This window comes from Flavobacterium sp. LC2016-12 (genome assembly GCF_015351595.1).
GTDB lineage: Bacteria > Bacteroidota > Bacteroidia > Flavobacteriales > Flavobacteriaceae > Flavobacterium.
The window spans coordinates 67,327-84,046 of sequence record NZ_JADKPT010000009.1 but is presented as its reverse complement, the minus strand read 5'-3'; the positions used below and the strand labels follow the sequence as shown (position 1 = coordinate 84,046).

Below are 16,720 nucleotides of genomic sequence, written 5' to 3'. Positions count from 1 at the left end.
TAAATCATGTAAGAGCGTTACCTGTGATTTAGATTATATTTGTAACAAACCAACCTTTTTTGCGACTTATTAAAAAAATATAATTATGAAGTTTTTAGGAAATGTAATTGCCACAGTGATTGGTATTTTTGTATTCATTATGTTATTCTTCTTCGGAGTAATCCTTATTGGAGCTATTTTTGGCGGAGATGATAAGGTTTCCGTTAAAAATGATTCGGTTATCGAATTGGACCTAAAAAAAATACAAAACGATTACGCCGGAAAATATAAAGACCCTTGGGTAACTGTTTTTTCTGATCAGGAGGGAGTTGGTTTGAGCGATGTTATCAACGCTATCGAAGCTGCAAAGACAGACGACAATATTAAGGGAATTTCGATCTTAAACGACGAATCTTCATTAGGATTAGCGCAATATAAAGATTTGAGAAACGCACTTGAAAGTTTCAAGAAATCAGGAAAATTTGTGTGGGCTTACGCCAATACTTATTCTCAAAAAGAATATTACCTGAACTCCGTTGCCAATACTATTTATTTGAATCCGGCTGGAGATTTAGATTTTAAAGGACTTTCTTCAGAGGTAATGTTCTTTAAAGATTTTCAGGACAAATCAGGTATTCATATGGAAGTGATTCGTCATGGAAAATATAAAAGTGCTGTCGAACCGTTTTTAGAAAATAAAATGAGTGATGCCAACAGAGAACAGGTTACAGCTCTTTTAAACTCTATCTGGACAACTGTTTCTACTGATATATCAAAAAGCCGAAATATTCCGCTTCCAAAATTAAATGAAATAGCGAATGGTTTATTGGCAAGAACACCGGAAATGGCTAAAAAACAAGGTTTAGTTGACATTGTTGCGTACGAGGATGTTTATCACAATGCTATCAAAAAAGCGTTAAAAGTAACAGGTGATGATGACTACAACAAAATTTCGATTTTAGATTATACTCAAAATAATGTTACTACTGCATTGACCAATACAGCAAGCGACAAAATCGCAATTATTTATGCACAAGGTGAAATTACAGGCGGAGAAGGTGATGTTAATGTAATTGGAGAAGGTGCAATGCGTCGTTCTCTACAAGAAGCCAGAAAAGATGATGATGTAAAAGCAATTGTACTACGAATTGACAGTCCTGGAGGAAGTGCTTTAACTTCTGACCTGATCTGGAGAGAAATTGAAGTAACGAAAAAAGTAAAACCTGTTGTCGTTTCTATGGGTAATTATGCTGCATCTGGCGGTTATTATATTGCTTGTAATGCCAATAAAATTTTTGCTGAAAGCAACACCATTACAGGTTCAATTGGAGTTTTTGGAATTTTACCAAACTTTTCCCCGTTAGCAACAAAATTAGGAATTAACACCGAGCAAGTAAAAACACACGAGAATTCGGCAAATTATAGTCCGTTTGTTCCTGTTGATGAAAAGTTTAAAGCTTTTACCCTTGAAGGTGTTGAACACATTTACAACACTTTTGTAACACATGTTGCCGAAGGCCGAAAAATGACATTTGCACAAGTAGATGCTATTGCCCAAGGAAGAGTGTGGTCTGGAAGCGAAGCTGTAAAGATTGGTTTAGTTGATAAAATTGGAGGACTGAAGGACGCTATTGCAGAAGCGGCAAGAATTGCAAAAATAAAATCATACAGCACACAGAATTATCCTGAATATGAAAAAACATTTGGTGATCTTTTAGCAAATCTACCTTTTGCACAATCTAAAGAAGCCTTCATAAAAGAAGAAATCGGCGAAGAAAACTATCTTTTAATTGAACAGGTGAAAAGATTTCAGAGACAACAAGGCGTTCAGGCAATGCTTCCTTTCGGAATAAACATTAAGTAATTCGATTCACAAAAAAAATGAAAAAGATATTTCTGTTTATCAGTGTTTTATTTTTGAGTATTGTAAATGCTCAGGATAAAAATGAAGTTACTTTTAAAGAGTCTCCGATAGTTTTAAAGATTAATACAGACCAACTTTTTGGAACCTTAACAACTCCGATTTCAACAAAGAAATATCCCGTTGCCTTAATTATTGCTGGCTCTGGGCCTACTGACCGAAACGGTAATAACCCAATGATGAAAAACAATTCATTGAAAATGCTGGCTGAAATTTTGGCAAAAAACGGAATTGCATCCTTACGATACGACAAAAGAGGAATTGGCGAAAGCAAAGCTTCTGCCATTTCAGAGCAAAGTCTGGTTTTTGAAAATTATACAGAAGATGCCAAAAGCTGGATTAATTTATTGAAACAAGACAAACGTTTTTCAGAAGTTGTGATTATTGGTCATAGTGAAGGTTCTTTAATTGGAATGATTGCCGGAGCAAAAGCAAACAAATTCATTTCTATTGCGGGCCCGGGAGAATCTGCGGATAAACTTATCAAAACGCAAATCACATCAAAATCTAATAAACAAATCGAGGATATGACTTTCCCGATTATTGATAGTTTAAAAAGTGGAAATCAGGTCAAAAAAATAGATCCAATGCTTAACTCTCTTTTTAGACCCAGTATTCAACCTTATTTAATTTCATGGTTTAAATATAATCCGCAAGTGGAAATTAAAAAATTAAACGTACCGATTTTAATTGTTCAGGGAAACAACGATTTGCAAGTAACGGTAAAAGATGCTGAAACTTTATCTCAGGCAAATAAAAATGCAGAACTACTAATTGTAGATAAAATGAATCATGTGATGAAAGTTGTTGAAGGTGATAAACAAGCCAATTTAGACAGTTATAACAACGAAACTTTACCTCTTTCTGAAGTCATGACCAGTAAGATTGTTTCATTCATTAAAAAATAATTGAAAATCATAAAACCATTAAAAATCCGTTTGATATATATAGTCAAACGGATTTTTTAATTTTAACAACTATTAAATATATTCTTACATTATTGTGAAAAAATTATTACTAAACTCATGTAAAAAAAATTATTTTTGCAACCAGTTAACAGCAACGTAAACCCTCAAATCTATAAATAATTATGCTTAAGAAAATTTTAAAGATTACCGCCATTGTTCTTGTGGTATTTGTTGCGGCATTATTTGCCATCCCTTATTTTTTTAAAGATCAGATAAAAGCAAAAATTGCAGAAGCTATCAACGAAAGTGTCGATGCTAAAGTGAGTTTTGCTGATGCCGATTTAAGTTTGTTTAAAAATTTCCCGAATGCAACAGTTGGAATTGAAAAATTAGTCATTATCAACAAAGCTCCTTTTGAAGGAGACACTTTGGTTTCATTAGGCGAATTGAACCTTAAAATGAGTATCAAAGAAATCTTTAAAGGAAAAGAAGAACCTTTGAACATTCAGGGAATAACTTCTGAGAATGGATTAATCAATATTATCTTTAATAAAGATGGCGTTGGGAATTTTGACATTGCTTTGAAAGATAAAAAAGAAGATACTAAAGATGAAAAAAGCAAGCCACTTTCTTTGAAAATTCAGAACTACAAAATTGAGAATTTCACTTTCAGATACATTGATCAGGGTTCTAAAATTAAAATGGTAATTGACAGTTTAAATCACGAAGGAACTGGAGATTTTACCAATTCAAAATTAGATTTAACTACAAAATCTACAGCAAAAGTATCTTTGGATATGGATAAGATCAATTACATGAAAAATGTAAAACTGACTTTAGACGCCGTTCTTGGAATTGATTTAGAGCAAAGCAAATATACTTTTAAAGAGAATAAAGCTTTAATCAATCAGCTGCCTTTAGAATTTGACGGGTTTATTCAAATGGTTGATGCCGGTCAGGTTTATGATTTGAAATTTAAAACTCCAACCTCATCTTTTACTAACTTCTTAGGTTTGATTCCATCAGCTTATGCAGCTGGTTTAGATGGTGTAAAAACAACAGGAGACTTTACTGTTGTTGGTTTTGCAAAAGGACAATTAACCGACACAACGGTTCCAAAATTCAATATTGCTATTGCTTCTAATAATGCTTCTTTCCAATATCCGAACTTACCAAAATCAGTTCAAAATATTGTAATTGATACAAAAATCATCAATGAAACCGGAATTCTAAATGATACCTACGTCAATTTAGATAAACTTTCATTCCGTATTGATCAGGATGTTTTTAATGCAAAAGCGAATATTAAAAATATTACTGTAAATCCATATGTAAATGCAGCTTTAAAAGGAACTATCAATTTAGCCAATCTTTCAAAAGCGTATCCAATCAAAATGGACAAACCTTTGGCAGGTATTTTAAAAGCGGATGTTACTACAGAATTTGATATGGCTTCAGTAGAAAAAAGCCAATATCAAAATATCAAAAATGCAGGAACTATGAGTTTATCAGGATTTAAATATACTGATGAAAACAATAAATCAATGAACATTAGTACAGCTTTAGTTGAATTCAATCCGAGTAAAATTAACTTGAAACAATTTAATGCCACTACCGGAAAATCTGATATTGCTATTAATGGAGTTTTGGAGAATTTCTACGGTTTTATGTTTAAAAAACAAGAATTGAGAGGTAATTTCAATATGAGTTCAAATCAATTAGCAGTTGATGATTTCATGACTGAAGGTGAACCTGCAACAGAAAAAACTGCAGCAAAGCCAACTGAAGCTATGAAGATTCCTGCTTTCTTAAATTGTACTCTAAATGCAAAAGCAAACACTGTTTTATATGACAATTTAAAACTAAAAGATGTTTCCGGAAAATTGATTATTAAAGATGAAAAAGCACTTTTAGAAAACTTTAAAACATCTATTTTCGGAGGGACGATTGGTTTAACCGGAGCGGTTTCGACTAAGGAAAAAGTACCAACTTTTGACATGAACTTAGGTTTTAATCAGGTTGATATTGCTCAGACATTTACGCAATTAGAAATGATGAAAAAAATTGCTCCTATTGCAGGAATCATCAATGGAAAATTGAATTCAACTATTAAATTAAATGGAAATCTGGATGCTAAAGAATTAACTCCGGACCTGAAATCAATTTCAGGAGATTTATTAGGGCAGTTACTTTCTACTACCATAAATTCTAAAAATTCAACTTTACTGAATGCTTTAGGTTCTAACATTAAATTCATTGATATGAATAAAGTGAATTTGAATGACATAAAAGCAGCGTTGACTTTTGAGAACGGAAAAGTAAATGTAAAACCATTTGACATCAAATACCAGGATATTAAAATTACGGTTGGTGGAACTCACGGTTTTGACCAAACGATGAATTACAACTTAAAATTAGATGTTCCTGCGAAATATTTAGGAAGCGAAGCCAATGCATTTATCGCAAAAATGTCTCCGGCAGATCAGGCAAAATTGCAAAATATTCCAATTAACGCTATGCTTACAGGGAACTTTTCTAATCCAAAAGTTTCAACTGATATGAAAAGCGCCGTTAGCAGTTTAGCTTCTCAGGTTGCGAATCAACAAAAGGAAAAATTAACTCAAAAAGGAACATCAGCCCTTAACGATTTGATTAATAAAAACACAAAACCAAAAGACACAACCCAAGCTGCAAAGACAGAAAAAGAGCAAAAGACTCAGGAAACGACTAAAAAAGCAACCGATTTGATAAATGGTTTGTTTAAGAAGAAAAACTAATCTTTTAATTCGATAAAAAAATCCTGCCTTTGAAATAACTTTCAAGGGCAGGATTTTTATTTATAATACAATCTGATTTGCTTATTTCTATTTATTCAAAACATCATTTATTGTTTGAATAAATTCAGAATAACCGTTTACATTGGTATCAACAGCAACACTATTATTACCATAAGGTTCATATTTTTTTAAATTAGAACCTGAAAACAAACCAATCGTTGGTGCCATTGAAGCACTTGACAAATGCATAATTCCACTGTCTGCCCCAATAAAAACATCTACATTAGCTAAAACAGAACCAATTTCGCGAACATCCTTACTATAAAATGTAGGAGCCTGAAAATTTATTTGAGATACGTTTTCTACAGGTAAAACTTCAAATATATTATAATCAGGATATTCTTTTTTCAAAATTCGATAAAACTCTTCCCACCATTCTATGCAATAACATTTTTCGCCTGTTGCAAAAGTAAAAATGGCAATCGTTTTCTTATTCTGATCAATTATATCGTTTAAAATCTTTTTCCCGTTTGCAATTTCTTGTTCAGATAATTTTAAATCAATCAATGCAACTGGTTCTTCTTTATTTTGTATTCCAACCTGGGCTAAAGTGTATCGTAAATTATATACAGGATATTTTGCAATATGCTCATAATCTTCATAAGGCAATCGAACGTTTTCGGGTAGATCTCCAAAAATCTTATATTTTGCATTTGAAAATTTTACCGCCAAACGACCAGACGATGAGTTTTGATCGACATTAATTACAATATCATAATTCTGCTTTCGAATTAATGTCCAGACTTTTAAATATTTCACTAATTCCTTAAAGGGCTTTTTAGGTAAAGGAATTATTTTATCGATATTGTCATAATTTTCAAAAACAATTGGTGCTAAAGTTCCTTTAACAAATAAATCGATTTTACAATTCGGAAATGTTTCGGTAACTTCCTGAATTAAGGGTGTTATTAAAAGTAAATTCCCTAATCGCTTATTAGGTCTACAGATTAGTACCTTCTTGATTTTGCTTGTATCAATTGGTCCATTTTTACTTATACTTGAGTCACCAATATTCTTGGTCAGGTTCCGCATCAGACTTCTTCTGAATACATTAACTTTTTTTAAGTTACTCATTTTTGGTATTTGTTTTCTTTGACATAATTTTTGTATAAAAAAATAGACATCCTTGCTTCAAAAGCTCAAAGCTAGGCTCTTTTTTTTTCTAAAAATATATTCTTTCAACAAGTAAATATTACAAAATTGTAATCAAATGTATCAACATTTACATCTCAAAAGAAACTTAAAAATACAAAAATTATCACTCAAACACCAATATACTAGACAGTTAATCAATAACAACCGACGGATACCTAATAAAACTAGACGTTTATATCAACGACATAACCTTCTGAACCACGAACATTAAAAACAGTTCCGTCCTCGAAAATTAAATATTGACCTTTAATTCCAACAAGCTTTCCTCTAAATGTTGGTGTCTTATCCAGATTTAAACTGGCAATTTTTGAAGGGTAATTTACAACCGGATAATTTAACTCATATAGATCATCACTCTTGGTATAAAAATATTCCTGAACTTCTAATGGCAGTAAACTTTCTACTTTTGCTTTTTCAGCAATCAGGTCAAAAGCGATTTCAGTGTCCTGAAGCATTTTTCGCCAATTGGTTTTATCTGTATAATGATTTTTTAGCGCAACCTCGGTAATTCCTGCCAAATATCGATTTGGGACCTCAACAATGGCAATGGCACGCGTTGCCCCCTGGTCAATCCAACGCGTTGGAACCTGCGTTTTGCGTGTTACACCAACCTTAATTTCAGTCGACAAAGCCAAATAAACGATATGTGGTTGCAATTGTACTTTTTCTTCATACGCCAAATCACGATCTGCAATTCCTAAGTGAGCGGTACTTAATTCCGGTCTCATTATCCAATCCCCTACAGCAGGACTTGAATAAAAGCAATCATAACAAAAACCTTGTCTGTATATCTTTTTCTTTTTATTACAATTCAAACATTGAAAACCGGTACAATTAATTTCAATTTCCTTATTCAATAACTGATTCATACTAAGAAAACTATCTTCAAAAACCAGATAATATTGAATAGGATTTCCGATTTCTGTCTGCATTTTTGTAAGTACGCCTTGATATTGCATAGTGTTTTAGATTGCTGATTTTAGATTTTAGATTTGCTCAAGATAGTGAACTTTTATTGTTAAAATTCCACTTTAGAACTGGAATCTTTACTTCAAATAGAATTGTTTTTTACAAAAAAACACTATTTTTGATACAAAGGCAAAGTTAATCTTTGTCTAATGATATTCAAATTTTAAATTATTGATTTTTACACTAACACAAAATCAGCAATATAAAATCAACAAGCTAAAATCTAAAATTATTCATGCCCGTATCAATCATTAACTCTTTCGCATCCTGGGTCCTGAAACAAAGGATTCATCAAATAGAACTTTTTCTAAAATACCCGAATGAAGTTCAAGAAGAGCTATTGCATAATTTATTGACCTCCTCTGAAAATACTGTTATTGGAAGAAAATACGATTTTGCCTCTATAAATTCGTACCAGACATTTGCTGAAAGAGTACCAATTGCTACGTATGAAGAATTACAGCCTTTAATTGAACGCACGCGCCAGGGTGAACAAGGTGTTTTTTGGGAAACACCAATAAAGTGGTTTGCCAAATCGAGCGGGACTACCAATGCTAAAAGTAAATTTATTCCGGTAAGCAGCGAAGCCCTAGAAGATTGTCATTATAAGGGAAGTAAAGATTTACTTTGTTTGTATTTGAATAATAATGAAGATTCTGAGTTATTTTTAGGGAAAAGTCTGCGTTTAGGCGGAAGCTCTCAGATTTACGAAAACAACAATACTTTTTTTGGAGATTTATCAGCGATTTTGATTGAAAACATGCCTATTTGGGCTGAATTCAGCAGTACGCCAAGCAGCAAAACTTCATTAATGAGCGAATGGGAAACCAAAATTGCTGCCATTATCAATGAGACTAAGAATGAAAATGTAACTAGTTTTGCCGGCGTTCCTTCCTGGATGTTGGTTTTAATGAATAAAGTTCTGGAAGATACCGGAAAAGGAAACCTGTTGGAGCTTTGGCCAAATCTGGAAGTTTACTTTCATGGTGGCGTAAGCTTCTCTCCTTATAAAGAACAGTACAAGAAAATCTTACCCAGCAAAGATTTTAAATACTACGAAATATACAATGCGTCCGAAGGTTTTTTTGCCATTCAGGATTTAAATAATTCCAGTGATTTATTGTTGATGCTGGATTACGGTATTTTCTACGAATTTATCCCGATGGATACTTTTGATACTCCAAACCAGAAAGTAATTCGTTTGGCCGATGTTGAACTGAATAAAAACTACGCCATTGTTATTACAACCAATTCTGGTTTATGGCGTTATTTGATTGGCGATACGGTCCGTTTTACTTCATTAAATCCATATAGAATTAGAGTTACAGGCAGAACCAAACATCATATAAATGTTTTTGGTGAAGAATTAATGGTCGAAAACACGGATGAAGCCATTGCCAAAGCATGTCAGGTTACTCAAACCGAAGTTATTGATTATACCGTTGCTCCTATTTTTATGCAGGACAAAGAAAAAGGCGCACACGAATGGATGATCGAATTCAAGAAAAAACCAGCTGATGTTGGTCTTTTCCAAAAAGTTCTGGATGAAACTTTACAGACTTTAAACTCTGATTACGAAGCCAAACGCTACAACAACATGACATTAAATCCTTTGGTGATTAATGTGGCGCGTGAAAACTTATTTTATGATTGGCTGAAGGAGCGAGATAAATTAGGTGGACAACATAAGATTCCGAGACTTTCGAATCAGAGAGATTATTTGGAGCAGTTGAAGGAGATGTAGCTATTAATACTTGAATTTATGAATAAGCTCTTTATTCTTTTTTTCTTTATTTCTTTTCAGGTATTTTGTCAAACAAAAAATGAATGCATTAAGGTTTTGTTAGATTATAGTACGAATTATGGCAAACCTGAATATACATTTGATTATGTCGATACAAAATTAAATCCTACATTAACTAAAGTTCAAACCATCATATGTGAAACCAATGACAAAGAGCTTCTAGAAAAATTTTTCGAAATGATAATAAAATCTTCTGGCTCGGCAAACGAATATCCTGCGGATGTCTTAGGAAACATTTTTATCTGCAATCCAGAAATCGTAGAAGAACAATTAAAGGGAAAATTTAAAAACGAAATGGTTTTTGAATATCTGGAGTTTGGTTTTTTGAATGTAACAGCAGATTGGCCTCTTAATGAAAAGAAGAAAAATTTACAAAATAGAATGAATAAAGTAATAAAGTAATTTTCAAAATAAACAACCAAATCAATATGAAAAAGAAGTTTAGCGAAATGACTAGTGAAGAATTAATTAAAACACAGAAATCATTAAAAACGGTAACTTATCTGTTTGGTGTGGTATTACTTCTTTTATTTTGTCTTAATATTTTTCTTATTGCTAATAAAGGTTTTAGCGCTTCTAATGTTATTCCTATTGCATTGCTGCCTATTTTCATATTGAATATGAATACCTTAAAAGAAATCAAAAAAGAATTACAATCTCGCGAACAACTGTAAAAGTAATTCCACTAAACTGCATGAGGGATAGCAGTGGAAATCCTTTTGTGCCGTTGTTCGGCACAAAAGATTGGAACGGATAGACCGACCCGGAGGGACATGCCCATAAAAAAAACCTTAGCTCGAATTGTGAGCTAAGGTTTTGTTTTTTTATTATGTTTTTGTCAGGCTGAGCGAAGTCGAAGCCCCGTGTCAATTAGCACGCCCTTCGACTTCGCTCAGCGTGACAAAACAAACTACATCATATCAATATACCTGTCGTGATATCCTAAAAGATATAAAACACCATCCAGACCTAAACTTGAAATTGAAGTCGAAGCACTTTCTTTTACTTTTGGTTTGGCGTGGAAAGCGATTCCCAAACCAGCTAAATTTAGCATTGGTAAATCATTGGCACCATCTCCAACCGCAATGGTTTGGTTGATGTGGATTCCTTCTTTTTCGGCAATGGCTTTTAGGTGTTCGGCTTTCTTTAAACCGTCTACGATATCGCCTATATATTTTCCGGTTAGTTTACCGTCTTTAATTTCCAATTGATTGGCATGAACGTAATCGATACCCAATTCTTTTTGCAGGTATTCTCCAAAATAGGTAAATCCTCCTGAAAGAATTGCGGTTTTATATCCGTAATATTTTAAGGCTTTCATTAAACGATGTGCACCTTGTGTGATTGGCAAATTTTCAGCTACTTTTTGCAGAACGTCTTCGCTCAAACCTTCTAACAATGCCATACGCTGTTTGAAACTTTCGTTGAAATCGATTTCACCATTCATTGCTGATTCTGTAATCGCTCTTACCTGATCTCCTACTCCATTCAATTCTGCCAATTCGTCAATAACTTCAGTCTGGATTAAAGTGGAGTCCATATCGAAGCAAACCAAACGACGGTTTCTTCTGTAAATATTATCTTCCTGGAATGAAATATCGACATTTAAAGTTCTTGAAATCTCCATAAAACTGGCCGTCATCAGGATCTTATTTACAATTTCACCAGTTACAGATAATTGGATACAAGAACGTGGAAATTCTTCTTTTTCAACAATTGAAGTTCTTCCTGTTAATCGAATAATAGAATCGATATTCAGGTTTTGATCTGACATTATTTTAGTCACTGCAGCCAATTGAGAAGCAGCTAGTTTCTCGCCTAAAATATTAATGATGTATCGTTGTTTTGATTGTGATTTTACCCAGGTTTCATAATCTTCAATCGAAATTGGAATAAACTTAACCTTAATTTCCAGTTCATAAGCTTTAAACAATAAGTCTTTTAAAACTGGGGCTGAAGAAGATCCGGCTTCAATTTCGAATAAGATTCCTAAGGAAAGCGTATCATGAATATCGGCCTGACCGATATCTAAAATATTAGCATCATACGTTGCCAACACAGCTGTCAAACCTGCCGTAACCCCTATTTTATCATGTCCTGAAACTTTTAATAAAATAATTTCTTTATCTTCTATTGCCATTTTATGCTTATTGTTTTAGAAGCGACAAAAATCGGCAATCTATCTTTGATAAAAAAGGATATTGTTTGTTTTTTTACATACAAAAAGCACATAATCATGTGCTTTTTGAATTAATTTAACAATTATGTTCCTGTATTAAAATAACATAACTTTACTTATTTGTTTGGTTCTGATTCATCAAAATTAACCATCCAGCTCACGCCGAATTTATCTTTGAACATTCCGAAATAGGCTCCCCAGAAAGTTTTACCCATAGGCATATAAATTGTCCCACCAGCTGAAAGTCCGTTGAAAATTCTGTCTCCTTCTGCTGCGCTTTCTACATTGATTGAAACTGAAAAATTCCCTCCAAAAACTACATCGCCAGATTGGTCATTACTGTCACTTCCCATTAAAATGGTATTTCCGATTGGCAATGAAACGTGCATTACTCTGTTTGCATCTTTCTCTGATATTTCGGCACAACCTCCGTCTTCATTTGCAGGCATGTCTTTAAATTTTCCGATATACGGAAATTCTCCTCCAAAAACTGATTTGTACAACAGAAAAGCTTCTTCGCAATTTCCGTTAAAAATTAAATAAGGGTTTACTGATGTTGCCATGATATTTTTTGTTTTTTGTTATAGTCTGTATTCTATTTTCTTTAATCTATTCTCTTTTCTCTATTCTCTATTTCTCAGAAAGTTCTTTTACTGTTTCCAATCCTTTTGGAAAAGCTTCTTTAAAATAATCAATATACTTTTCAACCACATCAACCTGAGCGACCAAATCAGTAAATTCATCATCCGATGTTAATCTATAAGTTTCCATCGCACCACTCCACTTTTTTGTTTCCTCGTCGATAGGTAATTCCTTGAAATCTTTTATTTCTCCTATATGCTTAAAAGCCATATACTCATTTGGGATTTTCTTTTCGATAATACTATTCATTCCTTCTCCGTTTGGAGACATGAAATGAATTTTATCGCCTTCATTCCAATCACTTACTGCATACGATCCTTCACAAAAAGCTCCTGTCCATTTTTTATATGTTTTATCATTCCATAAAACCGACCAAACTTTTTCTGCCGAAGCTTTGATTCTAATTTTAAATTCTAATGTTTCAATTGTTTCCATGACTATGATAATTTACTAAAATCCATATATAGAACATTCCAGCGATGACCGTCTAAATCGGCAAAGGCACAACCGTACATCCAGCCTTGACTTTCGGCTGGTAGGGCAAAAACGTTTCCGCCCGCTTCTTCCGCTTTTTTTGCCAGGTCGTCAACTTCTTCTTTGCTTTCCGCATCAATCGAAATCAAAATTTCTGAGCTAGTTTTTGTATCTGTCAATTTGTTTTGAGAAAAACTGGCAAATAATGATTCTTCAAAAAGCATTACCACAAATTTTCCTTCGCCAACAACCATACAAGTCGAGCTTGGCGTGTCATGTTCTTCATTAAAAGAGAAACCTATTTTCGAGAAAAAAGCTTTTGATTTTGCCACCTCTTTTACCGGCAAATTCAGCCATATTTGTTTTGTCATCTTTTAAATTTTTATGTTAAACATTTTTTGCCACGAAGGCACTAAAACACAAAGTTTTTTTTAAGCCTTTGAACCTTTGCTCCTATGCCTCTTTGAACCTGAGAAGCTAATTAGCTTCTGTGTAACTTTTAAAATTATCCAGGATTGCCTGCCAGCCTCCGCGCTGCATTTCTTCAGGATTTTGCGTTTCAGGGTCAAAGCTTTCGATTACTTCAACTCCACTTGGCGTTTCTTTGAAGGTAATTTCAACCTTTCTTCCATCTCCCATTACATATTCAAGAGCTTCATTTTGTTTTACCAAAGTATATTCTCCTTCAAAATCAAAACTCATGCTGCCATCTTTTGCAGCCATAGTCGATTTGAATTTACCGCCTTCTTTCAAATCATTTTCTGCGTAAGGCGTGTGCCAATCCGGAGATGCAAAACTCCATTTTGTAATATGTTCCGGTAATGTCCAGAAATTCCAAACTTTCTCTAGTGATGCATTGATTGTGTTTTGTACTGTGATCATTATATTTTTATTATTTATTTTTTAATTGAATTACTCTTTAAAATTTTCAACGTAGCTTTTAAAATTCTGGATAACGGCACTACAAAATTGTTCTTGCATTTCTTCAGAAATCTTTGCTTCCGGTTCAAATGTTTCCGTAAGTTTTACTTCAAAACCATTACTTTCAAAACTTACATTTGCTATCCTATTGTCTGTGAGCTGATATTCTATAATTGAAAATTTTTCAATTTTAGTATAAGTGCCGTCAAAATCGAATCCGTCACTTCCATCTTTTGCAGCCATCGTAAATTTGAATTTACCTCCCGCTTTTAAATTATTTTCTACATATGGTGCATGCCAATTTTCAAAAGGAATATTCCACTTCATAATATGTTCTGGTGATGTCCATAAATCCCAAACTTTATCTATTGATGCTTTGATGCTATTTTGTACCACTATCATCTTTACATATTATCTGGAATCTGACTTTCATCCATATAGAAAATTTCCCAATGATGCCCGTCCAAATCAAAAAAATCTCTTTGGTACATCCAGCCATAATCTTTAGCTTCATTGTGTAGTTTACCACCAGCCTGAACAACCGCTGAAATTATTTCGTCAACCTTGTTTCTACTTTCAACAGAAATAGCAGCAATCATTTCTGTGCTTATCGTTGTATTGCAAATTTCTTTTTGCATAAATGTTTTAAAAAATTCTTCTACCAAAAGCATTGCAAATATATTTTCACCAATTATTAGACATGTTCCTTTTTCATTTGTAAACTTTGAATCAAACGAAAAACCTAACTGCTTAAAAAATGATATCGACTTATTTAAATCTTTTACAGGAAGATTTAAGAAAATTTTTGTTTTCATATTTATAAAATTACAAATTATCTGACACAAATTTAGAGTTTTAGAACAGGCTTTAAATTACAATAAAAGTCAACTTTAGGGTCATTTAAGACAAATTACTTATTTTTGTAAAGATGTTAACTTTCTAAAAAGAGAAAAACCATGAGTAAGAAGATAGCTTTAATTGTACCGCATGATTATAAATTATTAAGTATAGCAGCGATTTTGGAAGTTTTTGAAACTGCTAATAAATTACATAAAGGACCTGAAAAGCCTTTTGAAATTATGGTTTTTCAATCGGCAGAACAAATCGAACAAAAACATTTATTTGGTTATGAAGTGAATGCGATTGAAAATTCTAATGAAGACCTGGAACTGATTTTAATTCCTGCTTTTACAACTGATGATATGAGCAAAATGATCGCGAAGAATAAAAAATTTATCCCCTGGTTGCAGAAACAACATCAATCCGGAGCGGAATTGGCAAGCTTCTGCACAGGTGCTTTTTTGTTTGCTGCTTCAGGTTTGTTAAACGAAAAACTCGCTACTACACATGTTGATGCCTGCAGTGCTTTTACAAAAGCTTTTCCCTTAGTAAAATTAAAATCAGAAGAAACCCTGACAGCAGATGGGAGTTTATACACAAGTGGCGGATCAACCTCAACTTTTCATTTATTAATTCTTTTGGTTCAGAAATATTGTGGAAATGAAATCGCCGTTCAGATTGCCAAAATATTTTCTATTGATTTAAACCGATACAAACAAAGTTACTTTAGCACTTTCAGACCAAATCATTTACATAATGATACTTTGGTTGCAATGCTTCAACAAAAAATAGAGAGTAATTACAATACAATTGAAAAACTGGAAGAAATCACGAAAGACATTCCGACAAGCGCAAGAAACATGACACGAAGGTTCAAGCAAGTTACCGGAATCCCGCCAATTGAATATTTACAGAATATTAGAGTGGAGAGTTCAAAGAAATATTTAGAACAAACGCAGCTTTCAATTTCCGAAATTATAGAAAAAACAGGCTATAATGACCCAAAAGCTTTTAGAAAAGTATTTTATAAAATGGTCGGCATGAAACCGATTGAATATCGCGAGAAATTTAGAGTGCAGTAAAAAAGTCCCGATTTAAAATCGGGACTTTTTGGTTTTATTTTTTAGTGGATCTTACTTTCGATACTTATTTCGTAAAAACTTAATGAGCAAATACAATACATATACTATGATTATTAGTCCGATGATATTTATAATTTGCCAAAGAAGTATATGTCCTTCAGAATCTTCAATAGCCTCATTCATAATACAATAATTTAATAGTTATAATATAAAGATACGAATACTTAAAAAGATAAAAATTACAACTAATTGCTGTCAGATTTTATAATCCACATCAGAACATTTTTATTTTGTTTTAAAATCTCATCTATTTCTGTCATGCTTTCATTAGAAACTGCCGGACATCCCCAGCCTTCAGGAGTTCCTTCCGGATAAACTTCATCGTTTGGAACTGCTTCCCAAGAATGTAAAACGATCGCTCTGTTAACAGCATTTGAATTTGTCTTTTCCTTTCCACGTAAGAGGTAATTCACTTTAATTCCCCATTGACTTACACCTCTGTCTGAAATAACATATTTACCTAAAGAAGAAGAATGCGAATCGAATTCATTACTTATTGGAGCATCTTCTTTTGAAGAAGTTCTTCCCCATTGATTATCTCCACAACCATGACTTACTATGTATGAGTTTAAAATTTTCTTTTGATTAAAGTCATAAACAAAAAATCTTTTTAGACCGGAATGTAATCCTAAATCAATCAGAATAAATTTATCCCGATTTAGGTTATTGCTTTTACAATATTCCTTTGCTTCCTTAAAATATTGACTGTAATCAAGATTTTTAATTTCACTTCGCGATTTCTTAATTGAAATGGAATCTGTTTTATATTTTGCTTTCGAAACACTCGTTTGCTGAACATCCTTTCTCTTATTACAAGAAAACAAAAGAATACAAACTACCCCAAAGATTATTTTTTTCATGCCTACAATTTACATAAAAATAGAACTGAAAAACAGATTCAAAATGACATAAAAAAAACCTGTCCAAATAAATGAACAGGTTTATTATG

At 32.9% G+C, this 16,720-nt stretch carries 17 protein-coding genes; 7 read left to right on the top strand and 10 right to left on the bottom strand.

What is annotated here, in order from left to right:
- The first annotated feature begins 85 nt into the window (after positions 1 to 85).
- The 3 genes from sppA (at position 86) to IRZ99_RS14815 (ending at position 5,585) form a co-directional block, all read left to right on the top strand.
- Positions 86 to 1,843, top strand: a complete 1,758-nt coding sequence (gene sppA / locus IRZ99_RS14825; RefSeq protein ID WP_194658014.1) for a signal peptide peptidase SppA — start codon at positions 86 to 88, stop codon at positions 1,841 to 1,843.
- 17 nt (positions 1,844 to 1,860) lie between these two features.
- Complete coding sequence (locus tag IRZ99_RS14820; protein WP_194658013.1) at positions 1,861 to 2,808, top strand: alpha/beta hydrolase; 948 nt, start codon at positions 1,861 to 1,863, stop codon at positions 2,806 to 2,808.
- Between the two features lie 182 nt (positions 2,809 to 2,990).
- Positions 2,991 to 5,585, top strand: coding sequence for an AsmA family protein (locus IRZ99_RS14815; RefSeq protein ID WP_194658012.1), 2,595 nt, complete (start codon positions 2,991 to 2,993; stop codon positions 5,583 to 5,585).
- An 87-nt stretch (positions 5,586 to 5,672) separates the two neighbouring features.
- Here the strand turns inward: IRZ99_RS14815 and IRZ99_RS14810 are convergent, their stop codons facing one another.
- The gene (locus tag IRZ99_RS14810; RefSeq protein ID WP_194658011.1) at positions 5,673 to 6,719 is read right to left on the bottom strand and encodes a glycosyltransferase family 9 protein; all 1,047 of its coding nucleotides are present in this window, start codon (positions 6,717 to 6,719) and stop codon (positions 5,673 to 5,675) included.
- A 245-nt stretch (positions 6,720 to 6,964) separates the two neighbouring features.
- Entirely contained in the window at positions 6,965 to 7,759 is a 795-nt protein-coding gene (locus tag IRZ99_RS14805) for a DUF2797 domain-containing protein (protein WP_194658010.1), read from the bottom strand.
- A 245-nt stretch (positions 7,760 to 8,004) separates the two neighbouring features.
- Here IRZ99_RS14805 and IRZ99_RS14800 point away from each other — a divergent pair, with 245 nt between their 5' ends.
- Genes IRZ99_RS14800 through IRZ99_RS14790 form a run of 3 tightly spaced genes read left to right on the top strand, consistent with a single transcriptional unit; the run spans position 8,005 to position 10,247 of the window.
- The gene (locus tag IRZ99_RS14800; RefSeq protein ID WP_194658009.1) at positions 8,005 to 9,513 is read left to right on the top strand and encodes a GH3 auxin-responsive promoter family protein; all 1,509 of its coding nucleotides are present in this window, start codon (positions 8,005 to 8,007) and stop codon (positions 9,511 to 9,513) included.
- A gap of 18 nt (positions 9,514 to 9,531) precedes the next feature.
- Positions 9,532 to 9,975, top strand: a complete 444-nt coding sequence (locus IRZ99_RS14795) for a hypothetical protein (RefSeq protein WP_194658008.1) — start codon at positions 9,532 to 9,534, stop codon at positions 9,973 to 9,975.
- Between the two features lie 26 nt (positions 9,976 to 10,001).
- A complete protein-coding gene (locus IRZ99_RS14790) occupies positions 10,002 to 10,247 on the top strand; it encodes a redox-active disulfide protein 2 (protein ID WP_194658007.1) in 246 nt (81 codons plus the stop codon).
- A 236-nt stretch (positions 10,248 to 10,483) separates the two neighbouring features.
- Here the strand turns inward: IRZ99_RS14790 and serB are convergent, their stop codons facing one another.
- From serB to IRZ99_RS14755, 7 genes are all read right to left on the bottom strand, one after another.
- Complete coding sequence (serB, locus tag IRZ99_RS14785) at positions 10,484 to 11,713, bottom strand: phosphoserine phosphatase SerB (protein WP_194658006.1); 1,230 nt, start codon at positions 11,711 to 11,713, stop codon at positions 10,484 to 10,486.
- 155 nt (positions 11,714 to 11,868) lie between these two features.
- On the bottom strand, positions 11,869 to 12,315 hold the full coding sequence (locus IRZ99_RS14780) for a VOC family protein (RefSeq protein ID WP_194658005.1): 447 nt from the start codon (positions 12,313 to 12,315) through the stop codon (positions 11,869 to 11,871).
- A 67-nt stretch (positions 12,316 to 12,382) separates the two neighbouring features.
- The gene (locus IRZ99_RS14775) at positions 12,383 to 12,829 is read right to left on the bottom strand and encodes an SRPBCC domain-containing protein (RefSeq protein ID WP_228519097.1); all 447 of its coding nucleotides are present in this window, start codon (positions 12,827 to 12,829) and stop codon (positions 12,383 to 12,385) included.
- 2 nt (positions 12,830 to 12,831) lie between these two features.
- Positions 12,832 to 13,239: a VOC family protein gene (locus IRZ99_RS14770; protein WP_194658004.1), complete on the bottom strand. Its 408-nt coding sequence runs from the start codon at positions 13,237 to 13,239 to the stop codon at positions 12,832 to 12,834.
- Positions 13,240 to 13,345: 106 nt separating this feature from the next.
- Positions 13,346 to 13,750 (bottom strand): SRPBCC family protein, encoded by a 405-nt coding sequence (locus IRZ99_RS14765; RefSeq protein ID WP_194658003.1) that lies wholly within the window; start codon positions 13,748 to 13,750, stop codon positions 13,346 to 13,348.
- A gap of 30 nt (positions 13,751 to 13,780) precedes the next feature.
- On the bottom strand, positions 13,781 to 14,191 hold the full coding sequence (locus IRZ99_RS14760; protein ID WP_194658002.1) for an SRPBCC domain-containing protein: 411 nt from the start codon (positions 14,189 to 14,191) through the stop codon (positions 13,781 to 13,783).
- A gap of 2 nt (positions 14,192 to 14,193) precedes the next feature.
- On the bottom strand, positions 14,194 to 14,604 hold the full coding sequence (locus IRZ99_RS14755; protein ID WP_194658001.1) for a VOC family protein: 411 nt from the start codon (positions 14,602 to 14,604) through the stop codon (positions 14,194 to 14,196).
- A 141-nt stretch (positions 14,605 to 14,745) separates the two neighbouring features.
- On the opposite strand from IRZ99_RS14755, the gene IRZ99_RS14750 reads away from it, so the two are divergent.
- A complete protein-coding gene (locus IRZ99_RS14750; RefSeq protein ID WP_194658000.1) occupies positions 14,746 to 15,711 on the top strand; it encodes a GlxA family transcriptional regulator in 966 nt (321 codons plus the stop codon).
- A gap of 245 nt (positions 15,712 to 15,956) precedes the next feature.
- On the opposite strand, the gene IRZ99_RS14745 is transcribed toward IRZ99_RS14750, so the two are convergent.
- Positions 15,957 to 16,631 carry a murein L,D-transpeptidase catalytic domain-containing protein gene (locus IRZ99_RS14745; protein ID WP_194657999.1) on the bottom strand — a complete coding sequence of 225 codons (675 nt, stop codon included), beginning with the start codon at positions 16,629 to 16,631 and terminating at the stop codon, positions 15,957 to 15,959.
- Positions 16,632 to 16,720 lie beyond the last annotated feature (89 nt).

Bases quoted from the DNA above. Each gene is read 5' to 3' on its own strand.
- sppA (WP_194658014.1), top strand. From the start codon at position 86: ATGAAGTTTTTAGGAAATGTAATTGCCACAGTGATTGGTATTTTTGTA.
- IRZ99_RS14820 (WP_194658013.1), top strand. From the start codon at position 1,861: ATGAAAAAGATATTTCTGTTTATCAGTGTTTTATTTTTGAGTATTGTA.
- IRZ99_RS14815 (WP_194658012.1), top strand. From the start codon at position 2,991: ATGCTTAAGAAAATTTTAAAGATTACCGCCATTGTTCTTGTGGTATTT.
- IRZ99_RS14810 (WP_194658011.1), bottom strand. From the start codon at position 6,719: ATGAGTAACTTAAAAAAAGTTAATGTATTCAGAAGAAGTCTGATGCGG.
- IRZ99_RS14805 (WP_194658010.1), bottom strand. From the start codon at position 7,759: ATGCAATATCAAGGCGTACTTACAAAAATGCAGACAGAAATCGGAAAT.
- IRZ99_RS14800 (WP_194658009.1), top strand. From the start codon at position 8,005: ATGCCCGTATCAATCATTAACTCTTTCGCATCCTGGGTCCTGAAACAA.
- IRZ99_RS14795 (WP_194658008.1), top strand. From the start codon at position 9,532: ATGAATAAGCTCTTTATTCTTTTTTTCTTTATTTCTTTTCAGGTATTT.
- IRZ99_RS14790 (WP_194658007.1), top strand. From the start codon at position 10,002: ATGAAAAAGAAGTTTAGCGAAATGACTAGTGAAGAATTAATTAAAACA.
- serB (WP_194658006.1), bottom strand. From the start codon at position 11,713: ATGGCAATAGAAGATAAAGAAATTATTTTATTAAAAGTTTCAGGACAT.
- IRZ99_RS14780 (WP_194658005.1), bottom strand. From the start codon at position 12,315: ATGGCAACATCAGTAAACCCTTATTTAATTTTTAACGGAAATTGCGAA.
- IRZ99_RS14775 (WP_228519097.1), bottom strand. From the start codon at position 12,829: ATGGAAACAATTGAAACATTAGAATTTAAAATTAGAATCAAAGCTTCG.
- IRZ99_RS14770 (WP_194658004.1), bottom strand. From the start codon at position 13,239: ATGACAAAACAAATATGGCTGAATTTGCCGGTAAAAGAGGTGGCAAAA.
- IRZ99_RS14765 (WP_194658003.1), bottom strand. From the start codon at position 13,750: ATGATCACAGTACAAAACACAATCAATGCATCACTAGAGAAAGTTTGG.
- IRZ99_RS14760 (WP_194658002.1), bottom strand. From the start codon at position 14,191: ATGATAGTGGTACAAAATAGCATCAAAGCATCAATAGATAAAGTTTGG.
- IRZ99_RS14755 (WP_194658001.1), bottom strand. From the start codon at position 14,604: ATGAAAACAAAAATTTTCTTAAATCTTCCTGTAAAAGATTTAAATAAG.
- IRZ99_RS14750 (WP_194658000.1), top strand. From the start codon at position 14,746: ATGAGTAAGAAGATAGCTTTAATTGTACCGCATGATTATAAATTATTA.
- IRZ99_RS14745 (WP_194657999.1), bottom strand. From the start codon at position 16,631: ATGAAAAAAATAATCTTTGGGGTAGTTTGTATTCTTTTGTTTTCTTGT.